This is a genomic window from Clostridia bacterium (assembly GCA_017410375.1).
GTDB lineage: Bacteria > Bacillota > Clostridia > RGIG6154 > RGIG6154 > RGIG6154.
In genome coordinates, this window is the sequence record JAFQQW010000053.1 from 111,338 (window position 1) to 133,356 (window position 22,019).

At 42.1% G+C, this 22,019-nt stretch carries 15 protein-coding genes; 7 read left to right on the top strand and 8 right to left on the bottom strand.

All coding sequences use genetic code 11. From position 1 onward, the window contains the following. Positions 1 to 75 precede the first annotated feature (75 nt). Positions 76 to 5,322 (bottom strand): hypothetical protein, encoded by a 5,247-nt coding sequence (locus tag IJE10_08390; protein MBQ2968119.1) that lies wholly within the window; start codon positions 5,320 to 5,322, stop codon positions 76 to 78. A gap of 147 nt (positions 5,323 to 5,469) precedes the next feature. Here IJE10_08390 and IJE10_08395 point away from each other — a divergent pair, with 147 nt between their 5' ends. Next, positions 5,470 to 6,357 carry a helix-turn-helix transcriptional regulator gene (locus tag IJE10_08395; protein MBQ2968120.1) on the top strand — a complete coding sequence of 296 codons (888 nt, stop codon included), beginning with the start codon at positions 5,470 to 5,472 and terminating at the stop codon, positions 6,355 to 6,357. Positions 6,358 to 6,376: 19 nt separating this feature from the next. Here IJE10_08395 and IJE10_08400 read toward each other — a convergent pair whose 3' ends face one another. The 3 genes from IJE10_08400 to IJE10_08410 are packed head-to-tail and all read right to left on the bottom strand — an operon-like array spanning position 6,377 to position 7,172. After that, entirely contained in the window at positions 6,377 to 6,640 is a 264-nt protein-coding gene (locus IJE10_08400; protein ID MBQ2968121.1) for a hypothetical protein, read from the bottom strand. A gap of 12 nt (positions 6,641 to 6,652) precedes the next feature. Then, positions 6,653 to 6,934 carry a hypothetical protein gene (locus IJE10_08405; protein ID MBQ2968122.1) on the bottom strand — a complete coding sequence of 94 codons (282 nt, stop codon included), beginning with the start codon at positions 6,932 to 6,934 and terminating at the stop codon, positions 6,653 to 6,655. Continuing rightward, positions 6,921 to 7,172, bottom strand: coding sequence for a hypothetical protein (locus tag IJE10_08410; protein ID MBQ2968123.1), 252 nt, complete (start codon positions 7,170 to 7,172; stop codon positions 6,921 to 6,923). Before IJE10_08410 ends, IJE10_08405 begins: the two co-directional genes overlap by 14 nt. Before the next feature lie 225 nt (positions 7,173 to 7,397). Between IJE10_08410 and IJE10_08415 the strand changes: the two genes are divergently transcribed. Beyond that, the gene (locus IJE10_08415; GenBank protein MBQ2968124.1) at positions 7,398 to 7,862 is read left to right on the top strand and encodes a metallophosphoesterase; all 465 of its coding nucleotides are present in this window, start codon (positions 7,398 to 7,400) and stop codon (positions 7,860 to 7,862) included. A gap of 120 nt (positions 7,863 to 7,982) precedes the next feature. Beyond that, the gene (locus IJE10_08420) at positions 7,983 to 9,650 is read left to right on the top strand and encodes a ribonuclease J (GenBank protein MBQ2968125.1); all 1,668 of its coding nucleotides are present in this window, start codon (positions 7,983 to 7,985) and stop codon (positions 9,648 to 9,650) included. A 42-nt stretch (positions 9,651 to 9,692) separates the two neighbouring features. Here the strand turns inward: IJE10_08420 and IJE10_08425 are convergent, their stop codons facing one another. The 4 genes from IJE10_08425 to IJE10_08440 form a co-directional block, all read right to left on the bottom strand. Then, entirely contained in the window at positions 9,693 to 11,012 is a 1,320-nt protein-coding gene (locus tag IJE10_08425) for a leucine-rich repeat domain-containing protein (GenBank protein ID MBQ2968126.1), read from the bottom strand. Positions 11,013 to 11,123: 111 nt separating this feature from the next. Continuing rightward, entirely contained in the window at positions 11,124 to 12,677 is a 1,554-nt protein-coding gene (locus IJE10_08430) for a DEAD/DEAH box helicase (protein ID MBQ2968127.1), read from the bottom strand. A gap of 63 nt (positions 12,678 to 12,740) precedes the next feature. Further along, positions 12,741 to 14,396: a VanW family protein gene (locus tag IJE10_08435; GenBank protein MBQ2968128.1), complete on the bottom strand. Its 1,656-nt coding sequence runs from the start codon at positions 14,394 to 14,396 to the stop codon at positions 12,741 to 12,743. An 82-nt stretch (positions 14,397 to 14,478) separates the two neighbouring features. Beyond that, positions 14,479 to 15,165, bottom strand: a complete 687-nt coding sequence (locus tag IJE10_08440; GenBank protein MBQ2968129.1) for a lactate utilization protein — start codon at positions 15,163 to 15,165, stop codon at positions 14,479 to 14,481. Between the two features lie 66 nt (positions 15,166 to 15,231). On the opposite strand from IJE10_08440, the gene IJE10_08445 reads away from it, so the two are divergent. The 4 genes from IJE10_08445 to IJE10_08460 all read left to right on the top strand — a co-directional run bounded on the left by IJE10_08445 (position 15,232) and on the right by IJE10_08460 (position 22,016). Further along, positions 15,232 to 17,007, top strand: a complete 1,776-nt coding sequence (locus tag IJE10_08445) for a HAMP domain-containing protein (protein ID MBQ2968130.1) — start codon at positions 15,232 to 15,234, stop codon at positions 17,005 to 17,007. Between the two features lie 3 nt (positions 17,008 to 17,010). After that, a complete protein-coding gene (locus IJE10_08450; GenBank protein MBQ2968131.1) occupies positions 17,011 to 18,855 on the top strand; it encodes a glycosyltransferase family 2 protein in 1,845 nt (614 codons plus the stop codon). Then, positions 18,852 to 21,263 (top strand): glycosyltransferase, encoded by a 2,412-nt coding sequence (locus IJE10_08455; GenBank protein ID MBQ2968132.1) that lies wholly within the window; start codon positions 18,852 to 18,854, stop codon positions 21,261 to 21,263. The genes IJE10_08450 and IJE10_08455 overlap by 4 nt, the downstream gene beginning before the upstream one ends. Before the next feature lie 216 nt (positions 21,264 to 21,479). Then, on the top strand, positions 21,480 to 22,016 hold the full coding sequence (locus IJE10_08460; protein ID MBQ2968133.1) for a folate family ECF transporter S component: 537 nt from the start codon (positions 21,480 to 21,482) through the stop codon (positions 22,014 to 22,016). The last annotated feature ends 3 nt before the right edge of the window (positions 22,017 to 22,019 follow it).

Consider the following 22,019-nt stretch of genomic DNA (forward strand, 5'->3'; position numbering starts at 1 on the left):
AACGCTTGCGTTGTTGTTTCTTTTTTTATGCTATGGAGTTTTATATTTTCTGCATTTAAAGTGGTTCGGACTTAATTACTGTTCTTCCGGATACAATGTCAGCTCAAACTTATGTGTTTGTGCTTTGTCGTTGTCGTAATCCTTTAGTGGTGCATTTTCTGTCGGAAGCACAAGCAAGGTGATATTGCCGTCTGCTCGCATTTCGTTTCCGGCAACCGTAGATTCAAAGGGAATGTCAGCATTTCCGTTTACGCCTTTAAGCTTACCCTTTACAGTTAAACCTTTCAAAATGCTTTCCTTCACATCAAAGGGGAATTTGTCAGTCGAGATAATTAATCGGAAGTAACCGCCACCTAATCCTTGATAGGTACATGTCATTTCGAAGGGGTCAAATTTTAAAGGCTGTTTGATATTGGTTAAAGTAATTTCGGGTGCCGTGCCTGTTTGTTTTAAAGTCTTAAGCGTTCCGCCACCTGTTTTTTTAACTTCACCGTCTGCCGTTGTTACGGTAACGGTATAAGAAATGGGCTTTGTTACATCTTCAACCTTAATAATGGTTTCAAAAGGCCATCTGTCCACAACTACATTTTCTTTTTTGCCGTCTACGGTGTATTCAAAGGTAACGGATTTTGTATTTTCTGCTTTTTCATCAGTATATACATATGCATAGTATGCATCGTCATTAAACTGCAGAATGTATCCCTTGCCGTTATCATGCTCGGAAACGGTTTCACCAAGCGCGTTGGAATAGGTGTAATCGGTTGCCCAGGAAGGTTTCTTTACAGACGGAATATCAAGTACAACCGTCTGAATGCTACGCACCGGAACAGAAACCGTAAACGCACCGTTTACCACATCAATTTCGGTTTTGTTGCCCGAAGCATCGTACAATGTTGCTTTACCGCTGTAGCCTGCACCACCCTCAATTTTTTCACCAAGGGTAACGGTTTCGGTTAAGTTTTCCTGCGCTTCATTCATCAGTGCGATGGCAAGCTTGCCGTCTTTTCTGCCACAGATGTAGTCAAGATTTACATTGCCGTTTGTATCAATGATTCCGCGGTCAACCCAAAGATAGAAGCCGTCTTCATCATAGAACCTGCCGGGCTTGTGACCATAACAATAGTTGCTGAAATACGCATATCCGGACTGGAAAGTGCTTTCAAAATCAATTTTACCGTTTGAACGCTCCCAGGCAGAGTTTACAATATAGTCCTGAAGCATGCCTAAGAACACCGGGATATGATGCCAGTAAATAGAGGTATAGTCAGGTCCCTCATACGGGTATTCCGGCTTCATCTGATGTGTGATATATCGGTCGATATAGTAACCCGGATACGTACCGAATCTGCCAATCATGGCGTTGTGTGCCATCGTTTTGAAATAATCTTCACCGGTATATTCCGCAAGTCTTAAAAGCGCACCCGTCCAGTTGTTCATGGTAATGACACTCCCCATACCCGGGGTACGGGCATGCTCTGTACCAAACCCTGCTCTTGCAGGAAGCCACCCGGGAACGGTTTCAGATTCAGGTTTTGCCATTTCACGGGAGCTTGTATATTCTCCTAACTTATTGCCGGGACGCCATTGGTGGTCGCCGTGCCAGAAAAATCCAGCACCGTCAGCGGGAAGAGGTCTGCCATAGGCTTTCTCGGATTCAATTTCATATTCAGCAGTCGCATAATCATTCTGATAGCCGGTAGTCCATGTGCCGGTTGCAAGTAAGTACGCAGCTTCCTTTGCATGGTCAAGGTATTTTTGCTCACCTGTAAACTCGTATGCATTTAAAAATGTGTCTACCATAATGATATAATCCACATACACAAACACATTCACAAAATGCTTGTCACGTTTTTCACCCGTGTTGGGGTTATCCAGAATATATGCTTCTGCCTGTTTGATAACCGCTTGTTTATACACATCATTTTCACTGTATTTATAGCGAGCAATGTTGCTGTCCAAATCGTCCGATGCGCTTTCGTTTAACGCATACTGCATTAAGTACGGAATTCTGCCCTGGCTCATTTCATACAGACCGCCATAAACGTTTGCGCCAAAGCCTGCATTAACTGTACCGAGTGTGCCGGATTTATACATAGCATCGCCTTCGCCCTGCACAGTCATGTGATAGCTTCCGCGTGTTAGACTGAATGCAATAGCAGGAATAAGTCTTGTTTCCAAGAATTCTTCATCGTCCGTCCAGAGATACACCTGCCCAAATGCCTGGGGATTGGAAACGGATACAAGATTTTTGCGCTCCATATTGTAATTGCCCATACCCTTGGCATCCCAGCCACCGTAATAATCGTCTTTAAGCAGGTCGATTGTGTTATAAAGTGCATCATTTAACGAAGTGTAGTAGTTGGTACGCAAATCCGAGAAGTTGTACATATCTTCTGCGATATGCATATACGTTTCTTCCCAGTCATTGAAATCGTTCACCAGACGATATGCGAACCTATAAGTCTCGCCTGCTTTGCGGTTTGCACCTTCTGTTCCAAAAAGCGGTGCCATAATCTGAGGACGAACCAACTCATCTACCGTGCGGAAAGTAATGCCATAGGTAGAGGTTGATGGATACACAAAATCCTGTCCTACCATTTCAGGCTCGATTACAAAGCCGGAGGTCAGCATTTTACCCGGTGTTTTCACATTATTGTCAGCTGTATAATGGAAGGTCGTCATAGGCGTAAACATGTTGGTTTCGGCAAAGAGAATATCCTTTTTAGGCACAGCATGTTTTACAAACATCAGGGGTGCTGTAACCGTATCAAACTGCTCTTCGGTTACGCCATCGCCACTATAAATCAGGAAAGAATACGCACCATCCTGCTTAAAGGTAGCAGAAAGCTCTGCTTTGGGATAGGATACAAAATCGTCAAACCCATAGGTTGTGGTAGCCGTTGTATACGGATTATCATAAGCTAATACAATTTTGCCGTCCTCTGTTTTTTGGAAATCGGAAGCAAGCAGATAGCTTGAAACACCTGCTTTATAAAACGTGTTTAAGTTAACCGCCATTTCCTGACCGTCTTTTAAGATGGTCTGGGTAAAAAGATGTGAATTGAAATTGGAATCGAAATCGTTACCTGCATAAGAGGATTTATGAGCCGATACAAGCATGTAGCCCGTTTCCTCTGTTCTGTCCTTGATTTTAACCCACTGTCCATTGTGCTTTGCGTAAATTTCATCCTGCACAAAGGTGCCTTTCGGCCCGTTTACCTGATAAAAGGAAAGCTTGTAGCTGTCGTTTTCAATGGATTCGGATTTTATAACCTCGCCCGCTTCTTTTGCCCAGGACGGATAACTCTCGGGATAGAATTCCGCAAAGGGATCATAACCGGAAGCGACTTTTAACATTTCATTCTTGTCATCCGAGGGAACATAATCCAGGTCATCTGTAATAAACACACCACCGCAACGGGCATAGAATGCAGAGGTGTCAATCATGGACACTTTATGTGCACCCGCTTTAAATTCATAAGTACCTGCCTTTTGCCAGGAAAAACCTTCTTTGCCATGGGCACCGAATTTTACATCCGAACGCACGCCATCCACTTCCGCATGGAAGAAACGGGTACCGGGCTGATTGGTTGCATAGTCTTTGGAATTAATCCATACATTATAGGTGCCGTCTTTCGGGATACTGAAGGATGCGGTTGCAGGTTTTAAATCCAAAGTACTTACATCTGCGGATTCGCCCAATGTGTTGCCGCGAATGTAATCTGCTTCGTACACCCATGTACCCAAATCCGAGAAATTCTGCGGTAAAAGTAAAATTGCCTGCGGAACAGAATCTGCTACAATAGAAACTGTCTGGGTCGCATCGTCCCAGGTTACGGTTGCACCATATGCTTCCGAAACAAAACGGAGCGGAACAAGTGTTCTGTCGTTGATAAGCACGGCTGACTGGTCAATTTCCACCTGCTCACCGTTGATTCTTGCGATATTACTGCCAATGCTGACCGATACAACACGGCTGTTACGGTTACCGGTTGCGGTTTGTGTTTCGTCATTCCAGCTCACCGTCGCACCAAGTGCTTCAAAAATTGCGCGCAAAGGTACCATGGTTCTGTCGTTAATCAACACAGGGTCTACGTCAAACTGCATGTATTCCCCATTAAAACGGACCGCAATTTCGCTGTCCGGTCTTTGTTGTTCGGAAGATGTATCAATGACAACCTTGGAAGCATCGTAACGGTTGTTTTTCAGCCAGTCTGCTAAAATTGCATTTTCCCAGGGCGGCGTGAAATCGTTGTCATCGGTTACAAGTAACATATCCAATCTGCCATACGCGCCGGTATGCTTAACAGACAAATTGTGCTCCCCTGCCGTAAGCTCGATTTTACCTGCCTTTTCCCATTCCCAGCCATCTTTGCCATGTACGCCCACAAGACTCGGAAGCGTTGTGCCGTCAACCGAAACAGTAAAATGGCGACTGCCGGAATTGGAGGGTACATCCTTTGTTCTTGCCCAAACGGTATATATGCCTGTTTTGGGGACAGTAAGTGTCATGATACCTTCCTGATCCTTTTTACCACCACCGTGAAAATAAGGACCTGCAAGCTGCGAAAGTGTATCCGTTACTAAAAATGTATCAATATTCTCTAAATTTTCAGGTGAAATATTAAAGTAGTTTTTATCTGCCTTTAGTGTGTATGCACTCGGCGTACGTTCCGGGTCATCAGGTGCAACCGTAATTTCTTCCGGTTTCACCTCAGCCTTTACTTCTTCCACCTTGATTTCGGTTAACTCCACATCTAAAGCGGATGCAGGGGTTTTAACAATCTTTGCGCGCTTGTCCTTTAACCCTTTTTTAATTTCGTTCGGGTCTTCGGGTGGCACAAAGCCTTCTTCGGAAGAAATTGCAAACGCTTCTGCACGGGCATAGTATTTTGTAACATCCGAAACATAAAGAGAATGTGTTCCCTTTTCTAAAGAAACCGTTCCTGCTTTTTCCCATGCCCAGCCGTTTTTGCCGTTTTTACCCAGCATGGTAGAAAACAGTTTTCCGTCAAAGCCTGCTTTGAAATTACGTGTTCCACCAGTAGTATCACTGGAGCGAACCCACAATGTAAAAGCGCCATCTTCCTTAACAGTAAACGAAGCAACAGCAGGCGCTGTTTCTCCGTTTGCAGTTAAGCCCCGAAGCACATTGAAGGTAGAATTCAGTTGCGGTTCAACCACAACCCAGCTTCCGGGATTGTCCGAAAAATCGTCTGCGCTGAAATAGTATGTTTCCCCTGTTTTCGCATACACCGAAAGCGGTAATACGAAATTAAAAAGCATACTGACAGCAAGGAATAAACCTAAGATTTTTTTCATGTCCATCCATCCTTTCTTTGTTTTTATTTTAACACATGTTAAAAATCGAATATACAAAAAAATAGTTATCAAATATAAAAAAATAGCGATTTGTGTTGACGAGGAATTTTGGATATGCTAAAATAAATGCAAAGAGGTGGTTTGAAAATGGCAAGCTCTGTAAGATATGGTCCGAAAAACAGTTTAAAGGTCCATAAACTAGAATGCACATACCTTCATTTTGATACTATTGGTGATACGTTCGTCACTGAAAGTGGCAGAAACACTGTTGATATTTTGTTTGGCGCAGAAGGAACGGTAACCTTAGAACATGGCGGTGTTACCGATATTTTAACACCCGAAAGTATGCTTATTTTACCCATTCGAGAGAATTGTACCCTACGTGCCCGGACAGAAAAAGCAACCGTACAGAGAATTTGTGTTCTACCCAATGTGCTGTACAACATTTTTCAGAACGTGTTTGAAACCAAATACATTCTCCCCTTTACCGCGGTAAGTAGACCACATCAGATTTTTTTTGACGACGAAACACTAAAGGATACGTCGATTCCCGAAACCATACAACGTATTTTTGCAGAATTTCGTTCACAGGATTGTTGCTTTGAAGTTTCTATGAAAATCGACATATATTCCATTTTTCTGTGGATTGCAAGATTCTGGCATAAGCAAGGCGAGATGAGCGACCAAATCAATGACATCAGTCGCGGTGCTTTAAACAAGTTGGATTTTGTGTTGGAATATATTGAACAGAACTACAATACACGTCTTGACATTGCAAAGCTTGCTTACTCTGTCGGGTTTAGTTACAGCTATTTTGCAAAAACTTTCAAAGCCGGTACCGGGTACAAATTTACAGAGTATGTAAACAATCTGCGACTGCGACGTGCTGAGCAGATGCTGTTTGAAAAGCCGGATGCACCGATTACGTATATCGCCATGGAATGCGGTTTTAATTCTACCAGCTATTTTATTCAGCTTTTTAAAGAAAGAAATGGTGTTACGCCGAACGAATTCAAAAGACGCCAGGGTGTATAACCCACGGCGTCTTTATGTATTAAAACAGATATTCCGATAAAAAGACAGCGGCTAAGATTCCGATGGTTATGTAATCTTTTTCCTCTTCCATCAGAAGTACTGCAATCAGCGCGAGCAGTATCAGGTCGTCTGCTTTTAAAGAAATATTGTTGTTTTTTACATGCGAAGTTGCGGAAACCTCCGGAAGATGCTCTTTTTCGCATGCTTTGTTATTCTCTGCAGGTTGCGGAAAGGTTTGATCGTGTGGGTCAAAGCGTCTGTAATATTTTCGTTCTACCAGCATTTATAGTCCTCCTTATTTTTTCTGCATTCCACCGAGCATTTTCCCGATTTGCATTGCCTGCAGCATTTGCGGAATGCGCTGACGGCGTCTGCTGCTTAAAAAAGGCTCTAAAGCGTGCAAAAGTCTTGTACTGCTGTCTTCCTCAGCATTCCCAAAAGACGGGAGCGATAAATTCGGAGGCGGAAGTTCTTCTTTTTCTTCTGCTTTGTTTCCAAACAGTGCACCCATTTTTCCTAACGCTTCAGGATTTGCCAGAACCTGTGACAACATATCAAAGGGATTATTTTCCGCCATTTGATGCACCTCCGTTTAAATTCCTTAAAATAGCCTGCACATCTGCATTTTGCAGGGCGCGGTTTAGTTGTTCAAAATCAATTTTTTGCATATCCACATTTTTCATTGCGTTCATAAGCTGTGCTTTATCTGCATTATTCAGCTGCTCGACAAATCTTTTTCCTTCGGGTGTATTTAACTTTTCTTTCAGGGTTTGTACCGTTTTATCATTGAGGTTTCGCTTTAAGTATTCAAACATACAACTCCTCCTTTTTAAAACACAAAGTACCATACTTATTGTATGGCACTTTGTGCTAAAATATGTTTTAACGATAGAATAAAATAAGGAAAACAAGAATAAAGAACAACACATTCGAATCCATTTTTCCGCAATCACAATTCATCATATTTTCCCCTCCTTCAATTTTAGTATATGCAAAACCGAAAAAATGTGCTATACTATAAGCAAGGAGTTGATTTTTACATGAAAAGAATCTTGGTTTTATCCGATACCCACGGGCAAATTGCTCGTGCTGAGCGCATTATTGAAGCGATAAAGCCCGATGCGGTGATACATTTGGGCGACCTGGTGCGCGATGCACAGGATTTATCCTTTATATATGATATGCCCATATACATGGTCCGCGGAAACAACGATTTTTCCATGATGGACGCGGAGCATGTATATGAAATCTTCGGCTTGCGATTTTTCTGCGCACACGGGCACACACTATCAAAAGAACGAGGTATTGCACGTGCTAAAGAGGAAAACTGCATCGCTTACCTTTGCGGACACACACACCAAAGCTGTTTTTATGAGCAGGACGGCGTTACCGTTATGAATCCCGGAAGTGTATCGCGTCCAAGAGACGGTGTTGCATCTTTTGGCATATTTGAAATTGAAAACGGCAATTTATCGGGGTGTATTTGTCCTGCCGAAGGTTATTGATTTATTACGGAAATTTATTGGGAAAATTTCTCATTTATTAATATTTTTGTTGCAAACAGGATATATTTATGTTATAATATCTTTGAGTGATTTGTTCGGAAATATTAAAATAGGAGGTTTATTGTGGCAAAAAAAAGTAAATTAAAAATTATTCCGCTGGGTGGTTTGGAGGAGATCGGAAAGAACCTCACAGTGTTCGAATACAAGGAGGACATTATCGTCTTGGATTGCGGTGTTGCATTCCCGGACGAAGAAATGTTCGGTATTGACCTTGTTATCCCGGACATGACCTATCTGTACAAAAACAGAGACCGCGTACGCGCAATGGTCTTAACCCACGGTCATGAAGACCACATTGGCGGTATTCCTTATTTCTTAAAGGAAATCAATGTTCCGATTTACGGTACGGCTCTGACACTTGGAATTTTATCAAAAAAATTAAAGGAACATGGCCTTTTGAAGCAGGCAAAACTGATGACAGTACATCCCGGTGACACGGTTCGGATTGGTGAATTCAAGGCTGAATTCATTCGTGTCAACCATTCCATCGCGGACGCAGTTGCCATTGCTTTACACACACCGGCAGGGGTTGTTGTACACACCGGTGACTTTAAAATCGACTCTACCCCTATTGACGGAGATATCATCGACCTTGCACGCTTCGGTGAGCTTGGAAGACGCGGTGTTTTAGCACTTTTATCCGAAAGCACAAACGTTGAACGCGGTGGGTATTCCATGTCGGAACAAAAGGTTGGCGAAACCTTTGAAGAGTATTTTAACGGCTGTACAAAACGAATCATTGTGGCAACCTTTGCTTCGAATGTACACAGAGTGCAACAGATTATTGACTGTGCAATCCGGTACGGCAGAAAGGTTGCAGTTTCCGGCAGAAGCATGGAAAGTGTTGTATCTGCAGCCGTAGAGCTTGGATACATCAAAAATACCAAAGGCACTTTGATTGATTTAAACGAAATCAACAAATTCCCGCCTGAAAGACTGGTTATCATTACCACGGGCAGTCAGGGCGAACCGCTTTCTGCACTCACCCGTATGGCAAACTGTGACCACAAGAGTGTGGAAATCACTCGCGGTGACCTGGTTATCATTTCCGCAAGCCCCATTCCCGGTAACGAAAAATATGTAGCGCGTGTAATTGACGAACTCTTTAAGCGCGGTGCCGAGGTTATTTATAAAGCTTTAGCCGATGTGCACGTTTCGGGACACGCTTGTCAGGAAGAATTAAAAATCATGCTTTCTATGGTAAAGCCGAAGTATTTTATTCCGGTGCATGGTGAATACCGCCATCTGATGCAACATGCTCAGCTGGCACAGAAAATCGGTGTTGAGGAAGACAATACATTCATCTTAAAGCTCGGTCAGGTACTGGAAATGGACGACAGAAATGCAAAAGTTACCACCACCGTTCCTGCCGGCAAGGTGTTTGTGGACGGCTTAGGTGTCGGTGACGTCGGAAACATTGTTATCCGCGACCGTAAGCACCTTTCGGAGGACGGCCTGATTGTGGTTGTGGTATGTATTGATTCTGCAACCAAAGAAATTGTATCGGGACCCGATGTTATATCCCGAGGCTTTGTGTATGTGCGCGAAGCTGAACCCTTGATGGAAAATATTAAAGACATTGCATACGATGCTATCGAAGAATGCAATGCAAGAAAGAACAACGACTGGACAGCACTCAAAAATGCCATCAAGAACAAGCTCAGCCAATACCTCTACGAGGAAACCAAGCGAAGCCCCATGATTTTACCCGTAATAATGGATATTTAAGAAATAAAACAGCTGTAAATGCGATGACATTTACAGCTGTTTTTAATATTCTTCAATTCTGAATCCCTTATTCGTTTCATCCGAAGCGCACTGTCTGAAGCAACATATAAATGGACATCTGGGAGCTTTAACCCCATAGACTGTGGTTGTTTTCGGCACGGAAAGCCCAAAGCTTTGCCATTTTTCTTTTGTGCCAAGAAAAAAAACTGCTTTTAAACCGTCGCATTTCAAAAAGGCTCCCGATCGAATTTTTGTAACGTTTGCAGGCAAAATAATCTCTGTAAGATTGTGACAGTCATAGAATGCAAAGTTTTCTATGGTTGCAACATTTTTAGGAATTGTAATATCCACAAGATTATTACACTCACAAAATGCTTCTTCGCCAATAAATGTAAGGTAATCCGGTAGTTTAACCTTTTTAAGATTTCCGCACCCTCTAAACGTTTTGTGCCCTAAAGTCGTTACCCCGTTAGGAATTGTAACCGTTTCAAGACTATTACAATTCATGAATGCATGACTGCCGATATAGCTCAACCCTTTACCTAACTCAACACTTTTAACACCGCTACATCCAAAAAAAGCATAATCACCAATAAAAGAAACACCATCCGAAAGAGTAATGCTTTCAAGAGAAGTGTAACCATAAAATGCACTCCCGGCAACGGAGGTTATTTCGCTCGGGATAACCAAATCAGTCAACAGGACATTATCCAAATACAAATTCTTCGCGTAACTCAACGGATTCGAATTCATGTTAAAATCAATCCTGCACCACGACGAAAGGTTTGCAATGTATACATTTTCCAAAGCGGTACATCCGGCAAATGCGTGATCCCCTATCGTGGTGATACTGTCCGGAAACGTTATATTTTTAAGTGCACTACAATATTGAAATGCATATGCACCTATGCTCGTTACACCATCCGGAAACGTTATATCTTCTAAGCTTTTACAATAACAGAATGCACGGTCTCCTATTTTAGATATATTGTTGGGAATAGTAACATTTTTGAGGCTTGTGCAAAATTGAAACGCCTGGTTTCCTATTGACATTACGCTGCTCGGAATGTTAACACTTTCAAGATTATTACAATCAAAAAAAGAAGCCTTCCCAATTGTAGTTATGCCTTCTTCCACAACAACACTTTTTATGCTATCTCTGTTGTCATACCAAGGAGTCTGTGTAGAATCAGAAAAAGCTATATCGCCTGCACCACTGATAGTAAGTGTACCGGAATCATCCAATACCCATGTAACATTTTCACCGCATGTACCGGATGTTTCTGCATTCGATACAATCGGAATCACTATCAGAAAAGCACATACAAACATAAAAAGAATCATCTTTTGGATTTTTTTCATGTAAAAGCCTCCTTTCGGCTGACATCATCAGTATAATACATTTTTTATAATTTGTAAAGTTTTTCTTTAAAATCTAAAAAGCAGTAAGTGCGATGCACTTACTGCTTTTTATCAGGTTTCGTCAACTGTTACGGTTACGCGTTTGCCGCGTATGCGGAGGTTTTCGAGCTTGGGCAGGACATCTGCCACAAAGAGGGTTGGGATGTCGGCTTTGATTTCCTTTTCCGCCACGCGGATTTTGCCCACAACTTCTCCGGGAAGACCGCCGTTTCGGGCAATTGCCGCCACAATGTGTCCGGCATTGATTTCCATTTCAGAACCGATATTAAATACAAGAGTGGTCATTTTATTTGCACCGCTCTTCTTCTTTTTCTTGCCCATTTGCGGTAAAATCAGACGTTCTGCCAGAGCTGCCGCAATTTCGTCGTACGCAAAGCCTTCTTCTTTCAAATCGTCCACCAAATCATAAAAGCGGTCACGGGCGCCGTTCTTTAAGATTTCACGAACCTCTTCTACTGTTCGTTCCATGGTGGCAAGCGCTAAGGTTTCTTCATCCGGCATTTCCAGACGGTTAATACGGGCATGAATAAACTTTTCAATGTCACGGATTTTATACATATCTTCTCTGCCTTCGGCAAAGGTATAGGAATAGCCTGTTTTGCCTGCTCTGCCCGTTCTGCCGATGCGGTGCACATAAAATTCCAAATCCTGCGGAATATCGTAGTTAATAACAACGTCTACCCCATCTACGTCAATACCGCGTGCTGCAACGTCTGTTGCAACCAGGATGCGGATTTTACCCGTTTTAAAGGCAGTTAAGACATAGCTTCGCTCCGCCTGCTTCATATCACCGTGAATGCCCTCTGCATGCACGCCATAGTCTTTTAATGTGTCTGTTAAATCATCCACCTGCTTTTTGGTGTTACAGAAAATAATAACAAGCCCCTCCGACCATTCCTTTAAAACCATGTACAAAACATCATTTTTACGGTTTCGGGGTACAGGATAGCAAATCTGGGTAATCTCATTAACGGTTTTTTCTTTGGTAGCTATCTGAATATGTTGTGGATCGTTCTGATACCGCTTTGTAAGACGCAGAATATCGGGTGACATGGTGGCAGAAAAGAGCAATGTCTGCCTTTCACGCGGTGTTTTGCGTAAGATTTTTTCCATATCTTCTCTGAAGCCCATGTTGAGCATTTCGTCCGCTTCATCCAAAATAACCATTTTAACCGAATCCAAATTTAATGTTTTACGGGTTAAATGGTCGATAATTCTGCCCGGTGTACCGATGACAAACTGTGCACCGCGCTCTAATGCAGCAATCTGACGGTCAATCGACTGCCCACCGTAAATGGCAACCGTTCTGAAACCTCTTATAAATCTTGAAAATTTACGGATTTCTTCGCAAACCTGCATGGCAAGCTCACGGGTTGGGCACATTACAAGCACCTGCACATCCGGCTTTGAAACATCTACCTTTTCAATAGCAGGCAAACCGAACGCTGCCGTTTTACCGGTTCCCGTTTTAGAATGACCGATTACATCAATCCCCTCCTGAATCAAGGGAATGGTTTGTGCCTGGACGTCAGTCGGCTCGGAAAATCCGATTTCCTCCAGACCTCTTAAAATTTCTCTGCTTAAGTTAAGTTCGCTAAAATTCATGTTTTGTAAAATCCTTTCTGTCATGGAAAATCAGGATTTCCGTAAAAAGAAACCCTGATTATGTTATTCTTGTGTTACCGGTTGCTCCGTTTCGGGCATTGTCTGCCCGTCCGAAGGCACATCTGTAGTCTGTTCAGGTGCTTCCGGTGCTTTTGTACCCCGCGTTATTTTTTCGGAAAGGGTTCTGTAGGTACTGCTGGGCATTCTTTCGCTGGTGGTTTTGCCGTCTATGGTCACCTTGCGGTAGGTTTCAACAACATATCCTGTAATACCGCTACGTTCCACAACCTCTTTGCCCTGCTCCATTTCCGGATCATCTTTATAAATTGTATCATAAGGTACAGTTTCGAGCAGGATGTTTTCAATTTCAACAGAGAACGGCTTTTCTTTTTTTCCGCAAATCTGAATCACGCAATATCCGCCACCTGCACTGCTCTTGATTAAAATAGGATGCTTTGTGTTGTTTTTAAACTTAAAGTCAATCTGCCCCATTACAACCGTTGCATCCTGACCTTTTTCCGCATATGCAACAGGGTAAGCGTGGCTGGTACGGTACACAATTTCAAGATTCGCATAAAGTGCCGCATTATAAAGGGTTGTGGACACTTGACAAACACCGCCTCCGATATCATCTGCCACGCCCTCGGATGTGTAAACGGCGGCATTTCGGAAGCCTGCTTCGGCAGTACGGTCACCCACAATCGCATTATAGGAAATCACATCTCCCGGCTCTGCAATGTAGCCGTTAAGCTTAGAGGTTGCAAGTTCAACATTGTGGCTACGGTCAATCTGTCCTGCGTTATATCTGGTCGAATAGGTACTTAAGGTGTCTCCAAACATCTCTTTTTCCAGTTCTTCCAATGTAACCTTTGGCTTGACAGAGCGTGCCGAAATGTGATATTCACTGTCCGATACAGCATTTTCCAGAACTGCCTGCACATCTTCAATCTCGAGCTTATAACCGTAAACATGCGGAATAAGCTTTCTGGCTTCGGCATCATAATACGCATCCTGCGGCTCGGATTTGAAATCCTTCATAAATTCCTCCGCAGTGGGAACCGAAAATTCTTTTTCGGAAAGAACGGCATCGATGTGTGCATCTTCATACGCGTACAACTTTTTCTTTATAGATTTACAAATAGCCGGAATATCCATGGCATTTCCGCCGTGTCCGGTTGTAATTAAAATCTCATCCTCTTTTGCTTCGTAGGTCGTTTCCTTATAGCTGTCCGGAACCGATTCCTGCATCTGAAGCAAGCCCAGTTCAAGTTTTTCTTCGTCTAAAATAATGTAGACCGGAACATTTCGCTTTACAAACGGTGTCAGATAGGTAAATATACGTTCAACCAAATTACCCTTTCCTTTTTGGAACGCAAGCTTTGCGGTTTTTTTCAAATCGCAGGTTGCTATATCATCAAAAAGAAATTCCTGCGTCTGCTCCCCCACTGTAACCGAGATTTCAGGAACATAAGTGAATTTTCGGGTTAAAAGAGCTTCAATTTCCGCCTGCGTTTTTCCATGAACCGGAATTCCTGCTACAGTTACACCGCGGAATGCGGTTGAGTTACCGGCCGAAAGGCAAAAAACAAGCAGTACACATATAACAGCAACACAAATAAGCGCAATTTTTTTGCGCTTTTTCCGTTTCAGTATTTTTTCTTCTTTACGAAGTCTGTATTTTTCTGTTAAAGATACGACTGTGTTTTCCTGTTCTGCCATATTTCACGCTCCTGCCTATATTATAGCAATTCTATTTTTACAATTCAAGGGGAACTTTATAACAATTATATTTCAAAGATGCTTAAAAGCCCAGCGGTTCATCCACTAAAATCACGGTTATTCTGCCCGGCTTTCGCTGATATGCCATAACGGTATAATCACAGCAAATGCGCCCCGCACCGCCACAGCCTTCTGTCATGTGAGCCGCATCGGAATTTTGAGCGACACAAACGCCTTTCTTTTCACAGTATGTATCGCAAGAAAGTCTTTTGGTATTTAAGGGTGCCGCAGTTTCTCTCAGGCGTTTTACCGCTTCATCAAGGTTTTTTACAATTTTGTTTTTTCCAACAACCAGATAAACCTTTTCGGGGCCGTAAAGAATTGCAGCAACGCGATTTCCGTTTCCGTCCACATTAAAAATCTCACCCTGCTCGGTAACTGCGTTTGCGCTTGCTATATAAGCATCTGCAAAGAAAGATTTTTTAAATATTTCTTCAATTTCAGGACGTGTCAAGCCCGCAGTGTAACGGTCAAGAAATATATAATTGCCGTTCCGTAAAAACGGAAGCACCTCCGCTTCATCCAACGTCTTTGAACCGCCGACTGCAACCGTTGCACCTTTTGTAAGCAATTGCTCTAAAAGCGGAACAACCTCTTCCTTCGTGCTTACTGCATACACTTCCATATTATTCTTTTTTAAATTTTCAATGACTGTTTTCATGTTTTTTCTTCCTTCCGCTTTTCTTACTCGGTTTATTTTACCACACATCTTTAAATATGGCAAGCATTCTTGACATATTCTTTAAAAACAGTTATAATAAAATAGGTGATTAAAATGCGTCATAAATTACAATGGAAACTGATTTTCATATTTATTTTATTTATATTCGCCATCATTCTGGTGTCGGGTACTTTTATTATGACTTCGGTTTCCTCTTTTTATTTAAATCAGTTTAAGGTTCAGATGGATGACGAGTTCAAGGGTCAACTCTCAGAAAGTCTGAATGAAAGCCTTTCCGATACAGATCCTGTTACAAAAATTTCCGAAGTTATGGATGCATTTGCTATGAGCAGACTGGGCATCGGCAACAACAGAAACTATTATATCTTAGACGGAAAAACCGGACTTTTCATTGATGGCTCAGGCCAGGAATCTGATTTGAACGGTGTTACCGACAACATCATCTCTGCCATAAACGGAAAAATCGGAAACGAAATTTCTTTGCGTGGCGAATATATGGATTATGCATATCCGGTAAAGCAGGGCGACAAAACAGCATATATTATTTATGTTGCGGACAACAAGGAAGATATTTCAGCTGTTTTATACAACATTTTCCGCATTATTCTGCAGGCGTTTTTATACAGTGCACTTCTTGCGATTGTGTTTGGTTTCTTTCTGAGCCGCACGATTACCGTTCCCATCCGCGACTTAACCAACAAAGCGGGCAAAATTGCCGAGGGTGATTTTGTAGACGCCAGCATCCGCGTACAAGGCAATGATGAAATCGGAACATTAACCCAAACCTTTAATACCATGGCGGACCGATTGAAAACCACCATGCGTGAAATGGAAGGTGAAAAAAGTAAAATTGAAATTATCATCCGGAACTTAGAGGACGGTATTATGGCATTTGACAGTAAAGGTATTGCAACGCACACCAATCCTGCTGCAATCAAAATGCTTCGTCTGCCTAAGAAAGCAACCTATAAATTTGATGATATTTTCCCGCCTTTGGGCATTCCGCTTACCACAAAGGATGCCCATGACATAAAAGCGAACTTCAAAAGAGAATATGAAATTGAAACCGAGCAGGCCGCTTTAGCCCTTCACTTCGCCCCTTTCCGTGCAGAAGGTCAGAAAAAGCCCGGTATCATTGTTGCCATTTCAGATATTACAAAACAACAAAAGCTTGATAATTCTCGCAAAGCCTTTGTTGCAAATGTTTCGCACGAGCTTCGTACACCTTTGACCAACATCAAAAGCTATGCGGAAACTATGCTGGACTCAGATCTGGATCCCGAAACAACCGAAAACTTCTTACAGGTTATCAACAGCGAAGCGGACCGCATGACAAGACTTGTTCGCGATTTGCTTCTTCTCTCTCAGCTTGACCACACCAACACCGGTTTAAAGCCTGAAGAGTTAAACATTTCCGAGTTGGTGTCCGACACCGTAAACACCATGCGCATCGAAGCACAGAACAGACAGCTGACATTAACCTATGTCCCGGGAAGTGCTACCGATAACATTATGGCAGATCCCGACAGAATCCGTCAGGTTATCATTAATATATTGTCTAATGCAATCAAATACACCCCAGCACATGGTAATGTAACCGTGCTTTGCGGACAGCAAAAAAGCAACGTATATGTACAGATTACCGATACAGGCATCGGTATCCCCGAAAAAGATTTGCCCATGCTGTTCGAACGGTTTTACCGTGTAGATAAGGCCCGCTCAAGAGAAATGGGCGGCACCGGGCTTGGTCTTGCAATCGCCAAAGAAATGGTGGAGGCACACAATGGCTCGATCACCATTGACAGCGAATACGGCAAAGGAACAACCGTAACCATTTATTTGCCACGGAATTTAAGCGAAAAGGAGTAGCCTATGCCAAAGGTAAGTGTTATAATTTCTGCTTACAATGTGGAAAAGTATATTGAAAAATCGCTAAAAAGCGTTTGCAGTCAAACGCTAAGGGATATTGAAATTCTTGCTGTTGACGATGGCTCCACAGATAAAACCAAAGAAATTATTTCTGAAATTGCCAGGACGGATACACGCATCCGTCTGCTTTCGCATGAAGAAAACAAAGGTTTAATGCTTGCAAGAAAAACCGGCTATGACAACGCAAGCGGTGATTACATCATGTTTTTAGACGGTGATGATTACTATAACGAAAACGCGTGCGAAGTGGCATACAACGCTATTTCAGATGAGAACACCGACATATTGCAATTCGGTGTTGACACCTTTACCGAAGGTGAAAATTTCTCTGAAAATAGTATTTTTGCGGAGGAAATAAAGAATTTGTTAAACAACTTTGTTTCTCCATATTCCTCCGAAAAAGCAGGCGGGCTGTATAACTCTGATGATGTACTAAAAATCAATCATTGTATTTTCAATAAAATCTACAAAAAAGAACTGGTACAGAAAGTTTCTGCTGAAATCCCGAACACGCACATTTATCTTGCTGAGGACATGCTTTTTTCCTACATAGCTTTTTTTTATGCAAAATCGTTTGGCACAACAAGTGAACTGCTCTGCAACTACAGAGTCGGGACAGGTGTATCCACCACTACATCCGTTACCGAAAGACGAAGAAACGCAGTAGCAAAGTGCTACTACATTTATTCTTTTTTAAGAGAATGGACTGATAAAAGACAAGCACCTCCCGCGTGTCAAAAACGACTTTTAAAAATTCAAGACGAAATGTTTACACATATAAACCATTTCTTTTTTGGGGATTTATCCAAAGATGAACGGGAGATGTTCTGTAAAGAGGTTCTTTTCTACTGCCCCGCAGATTTGTTTATTTGCAGATTGATTTATGCAACATTTACGAAAAATTTTTCCGAAGCAGAAACCCTTTCGGAGTTATGTGCTCCGCTTTCTATATTCAAAACAAACGTACACAAAATTAAAACCGTAGGAATACTTGGAAGTGCAAAGCAAGAGTTAATTAATTATCTTGAGAAGAAAGGTTGCAAAACCGTACAGATGACAAGTGCAGACATTCCCAACAGTACACCTCTATCCTTTTCAGAAACAAAAGCGCGTGTTCTCTCTGTTCAAGATATGATTCAAACACAACAAATTGATATGGTTCTGTATTGCAACAAGAGCACACCTCTGCTGGTAGCAGATGCTTTAGCGGTAAAAGGAACCGGCGCACTGTTTTCTGTATTGACGGACGGTGATTTTTTATCAGGCTGGAATACACTGGAAATTTACACAGCAAGAACCCAAGCGGTTATGTATAAATGCTATGCTATTGCGGACTTTGTCCTCACGGCGTCAGCGCAGGATTATTCCTATTTTAAGGCTATGGGACTTAAATGTTATATGCAGGACAGTTTTGACCCCGCTAACCTTTCAGAACTGCCCGAAATACCAAAACCGTCTGTGGCAGAACAGACAATAAAAGCGCTTTCGGAAAATGTTGAAAACGGAATAATCCGGCATATAGCAAAGAATAAAACCGCAGAAGAGCTGGAAGCTTCTGTTATGTATGCTAAAACTTTGGAAAAGCAACTTGAAGAAGCTGTAGGATACGCCCACCAATTAGAAGCGGTCATCGCTGAAAAAGACGGATATCAGACATGCTTGGAAAATGCGATTCAGGACAAAGATGCATGCATCGAAGCTTTACAAGAAAAAATTATTGCGTTGAAAAATCCACCGTCTTTATTAAATAAAATTAAAAATCGTATCAAAAACAAGGAGAAACTATGAAAAAGGTCAGTATTATTATTGCAGCCTACAACATGGAGGACTACATTGAAGAAACGTTGCAAAGTGCTGTGGCACAGACATTAGACGACATTGAGATAATTGTTGCCAACGATTGTTCCACAGATGAAACAGCAGAAAAAGTGACCCTTTTCGCAAAAAAGGATCCGAGAATCCATCTTGTGAATCTTAAAGAGAATAAAGGGCCTATGCTTGCACGAAAAGAGGCCTGCACTGTTTCAGACGGTAAATACACCATGTTTTTAGACGGAGACGATTTGCTGATCCCTGAAGCATGCGAAATTGCTTACAATGCAATCGAACGCGAGCGGGTTGATATTTTGCAGTTTGAAACAGAAGTCTTTGGAGATGACAAGATCCTGCATTCACAAGCAGGTGCTGTTGCCGGTGTGTATGCATACATGCAGGGTTTAAATAAGAAAATTGTTTCTTCAGACAAAGCAGGATTAATGGGAAGGCGTGAGTGTCGGGACCATTTAAATTTCACTATGTGGAATAAAATCTATAACAGCAAGCTGATTGAGCAGGTAAACAAAGAACTCCCCGACGAGCATCTTGCTATGGCTGAGGATATGCTGTTTTCCTTTATCGCCGGTGTGTTTGCAAAATCCTACGCAGATATCAAAGAAAAAATACATCGCTACAGATTCGGAAACGGTATTTCTACTGCCCAAAACCTTTCAAAGGCACGCATGCAGTCTGTTGCCAAAACATATTATGTTTACAATTTTTTGAAAGAATGGACCGAAGAGAAAGGATGCGAAAAAATATGCCGTAGTCGCTTAGACACCATGCGCATGCAGTTTTTATCCAACATGAGTGGTGCTTTCTTAACACAGATTCATGCCGAAGACAGACAGATTTATATGGATTATGTATTACAATACTGTCCGCTTAATACTTTTTTAAGTGCACTTTGCTTCGGTGCCTACTGCAATCACCTTGCCCCCTCAGAAGTGCTTTCTGAGTCTTTGGCAGGACTTTCACAGTTGAAAGCGACGAAAAAAGAAATCAAAACGGTTGCAACCTTTTACTATCGTGCCCGGAACGGCGGAATTGAGAATGTTTTGTCCCAGATTACCGAGGCATGGATTCAGGCAGGCTACAAGGTTGTTCTTTTTACAGATGAGCCTGCACATGAAGATGACTATCCGCTAAACGAAAACATTATACGCGTTGTTCTTCCGGTTTATGAGCATGGAAAATTTTACACCTATGAGGAACGCATGGATGCTTTGCGCGACGCTTGTAAAACCTATGATGTGGATATTATGATTTACCACGCGTGGTTACACATGCAAATCGTTGCCGACATCATAGCCGTTAAACAGTTGGGTATTCCTTTTGCAGTACACACGCACAGCGTATTTTGTGTGAACTTTTCCGCACAAGACGTTGGATACACCTACAAAAATCTGGTTTTGCACAAAGTGTATTCTCTTTGTGATACCGTTATCACATTAAACCGCGCAGATCAGGCATATTGGTCAGCTTTTGGGCTGAACTGTGTTCAAACTGTCAATCCGATTCCCTACAAAACAGACACACCGATCGCGCCTCTTAATGGACACAATTTGCTCATGACGTGTCGGATTTCTCCCGAAAAGCAAATTTTAGACGCCATTAAAATTACGGAAGCGGTGCGAAAAAAAATACCGGATGTTACCCTCACTATCGTGGGTGCACCCGACACCAAAACATACATGGACGAAATAACCGGCTATATCAAAACAAAAAAACTGCAGGACACAGTTATACTGCCCGGATTTCAAAAAGATGTACTTCCCTATTATCAAAACGCCGATATCATGCTGATTACCAGCGAATATGAAGGCTTTCCTCTTTCGCTTGTGGAAAGCAAAATGTGCGGTGTTCCCTTGGTGATTTATGAATTGCCCCATTTAGATACTGTGCAGGCCGCAAAAGGTATGGCGGTTGTTCCACAAAAAGATATCTTAGGTGCCGCAAGACATATCATTGACATTCTTTCAGATGATGTGCTGAAAAAAGAAATGGGTCGTGCTGCTCGTCAGAGTGCTGAAGAAATATACAGTCACGACTTAAAAGAACTTTGGAAAAACATCTTTGACAAAACGTTGAATCCTGTGGAAAAAGAATCTCTCTCTCCCGCATCCGCTGCCATTCTCACCATGAACAGCTACATGCTTCAGGGTATTGTGGCACGCGCTTCATATGCACCGCAAACACAGGAAATTGCATCTGATACCGACAGCAAGCTCACTTTAGATGCATATACCAATCATGTTCTGACGTTAGAAGCAACCGTTCGCGAAATTCGTTCTTCAACAAGCTATCGCCTTGGTTGGTTTTTAACCTGGCCATTCCGTAAAATCAAGGACAAAATCAAAGGTCAAAAATATGTGGAATAAAGCTTGACAAATAAAACAAAATATGATATTCTAACTAATGCAAAGTAGGAATCTACGCGTTAAGTGAGAGAAAGACGGGAAGTTGCTTTCTCTACGAAAAGCATTTTTTAAATGCTTGCGGTGTGGATTCCGCATTCCGTTGCTGCTTAAAGAATAGAGACTTTTTTTAAAAATCAAAATCCTTTTTGTAGCATTTTGCAGAAAGGATTTTTTATTATGAAAAAATTATTCATTCCGCAAAAGCTAAACCGTAAACAGTTGTGTACACTTGCTCTGCTGGTTGCTGTGACTGTTGTACTGTCTGTCTTTTGCACCATCCGTGTCGGAAACGCAATCAAAATTCCGTTAAAATTCATTTCGGTATTTCTAGCCGCTGCTTTATTCGGTCCCTGGTATGGTGGCCTCGTTTGTGCTATGGGCGATATTCTGAATGCAATTTTGGTTCCGATTGGTCCCCCTATTCCGATGCTGACAGTTTTAGAATTTGTTTCAGGCTTCCTGTTCGGGCTGTTTTTTTACGCAAATAACGATAAAAATTATATATTGCGCGCATTAATTTGCACTACGCTTTTATTCTTGAGCGATATGCTTTTAACCACAGCTGTGCTGACCTCTGTCGGATATTTTCCGAATTTCAAAACAGCTTTTATTACAAGGATTGCTGCAGGCATAATTAAATGGGTGTTACAATTCAGTGTACTTGTTATTTTCAAAAAACATCTTACGGCTTTACGAAAAGTTCTGAAAAAATAAGGA

Bases quoted from the DNA above. Each gene is read 5' to 3' on its own strand.
- IJE10_08445 (MBQ2968130.1), top strand. From the start codon at position 15,232: ATGCGTCATAAATTACAATGGAAACTGATTTTCATATTTATTTTATTT.
- IJE10_08405 (MBQ2968122.1), bottom strand. From the start codon at position 6,934: ATGGCGGAAAATAATCCCTTTGATATGTTGTCACAGGTTCTGGCAAAT.
- IJE10_08440 (MBQ2968129.1), bottom strand. From the start codon at position 15,165: ATGTGTGGTAAAATAAACCGAGTAAGAAAAGCGGAAGGAAGAAAAAAC.
- IJE10_08410 (MBQ2968123.1), bottom strand. From the start codon at position 7,172: ATGTTTGAATACTTAAAGCGAAACCTCAATGATAAAACGGTACAAACC.
- IJE10_08435 (MBQ2968128.1), bottom strand. From the start codon at position 14,396: ATGGCAGAACAGGAAAACACAGTCGTATCTTTAACAGAAAAATACAGA.
- IJE10_08460 (MBQ2968133.1), top strand. From the start codon at position 21,480: ATGAAAAAATTATTCATTCCGCAAAAGCTAAACCGTAAACAGTTGTGT.
- IJE10_08415 (MBQ2968124.1), top strand. From the start codon at position 7,398: ATGAAAAGAATCTTGGTTTTATCCGATACCCACGGGCAAATTGCTCGT.
- IJE10_08430 (MBQ2968127.1), bottom strand. From the start codon at position 12,677: ATGAATTTTAGCGAACTTAACTTAAGCAGAGAAATTTTAAGAGGTCTG.
- IJE10_08400 (MBQ2968121.1), bottom strand. From the start codon at position 6,640: ATGCTGGTAGAACGAAAATATTACAGACGCTTTGACCCACACGATCAA.
- IJE10_08450 (MBQ2968131.1), top strand. From the start codon at position 17,011: ATGCCAAAGGTAAGTGTTATAATTTCTGCTTACAATGTGGAAAAGTAT.
- IJE10_08455 (MBQ2968132.1), top strand. From the start codon at position 18,852: ATGAAAAAGGTCAGTATTATTATTGCAGCCTACAACATGGAGGACTAC.
- IJE10_08390 (MBQ2968119.1), bottom strand. From the start codon at position 5,322: ATGAAAAAAATCTTAGGTTTATTCCTTGCTGTCAGTATGCTTTTTAAT.
- IJE10_08425 (MBQ2968126.1), bottom strand. From the start codon at position 11,012: ATGAAAAAAATCCAAAAGATGATTCTTTTTATGTTTGTATGTGCTTTT.
- IJE10_08395 (MBQ2968120.1), top strand. From the start codon at position 5,470: ATGGCAAGCTCTGTAAGATATGGTCCGAAAAACAGTTTAAAGGTCCAT.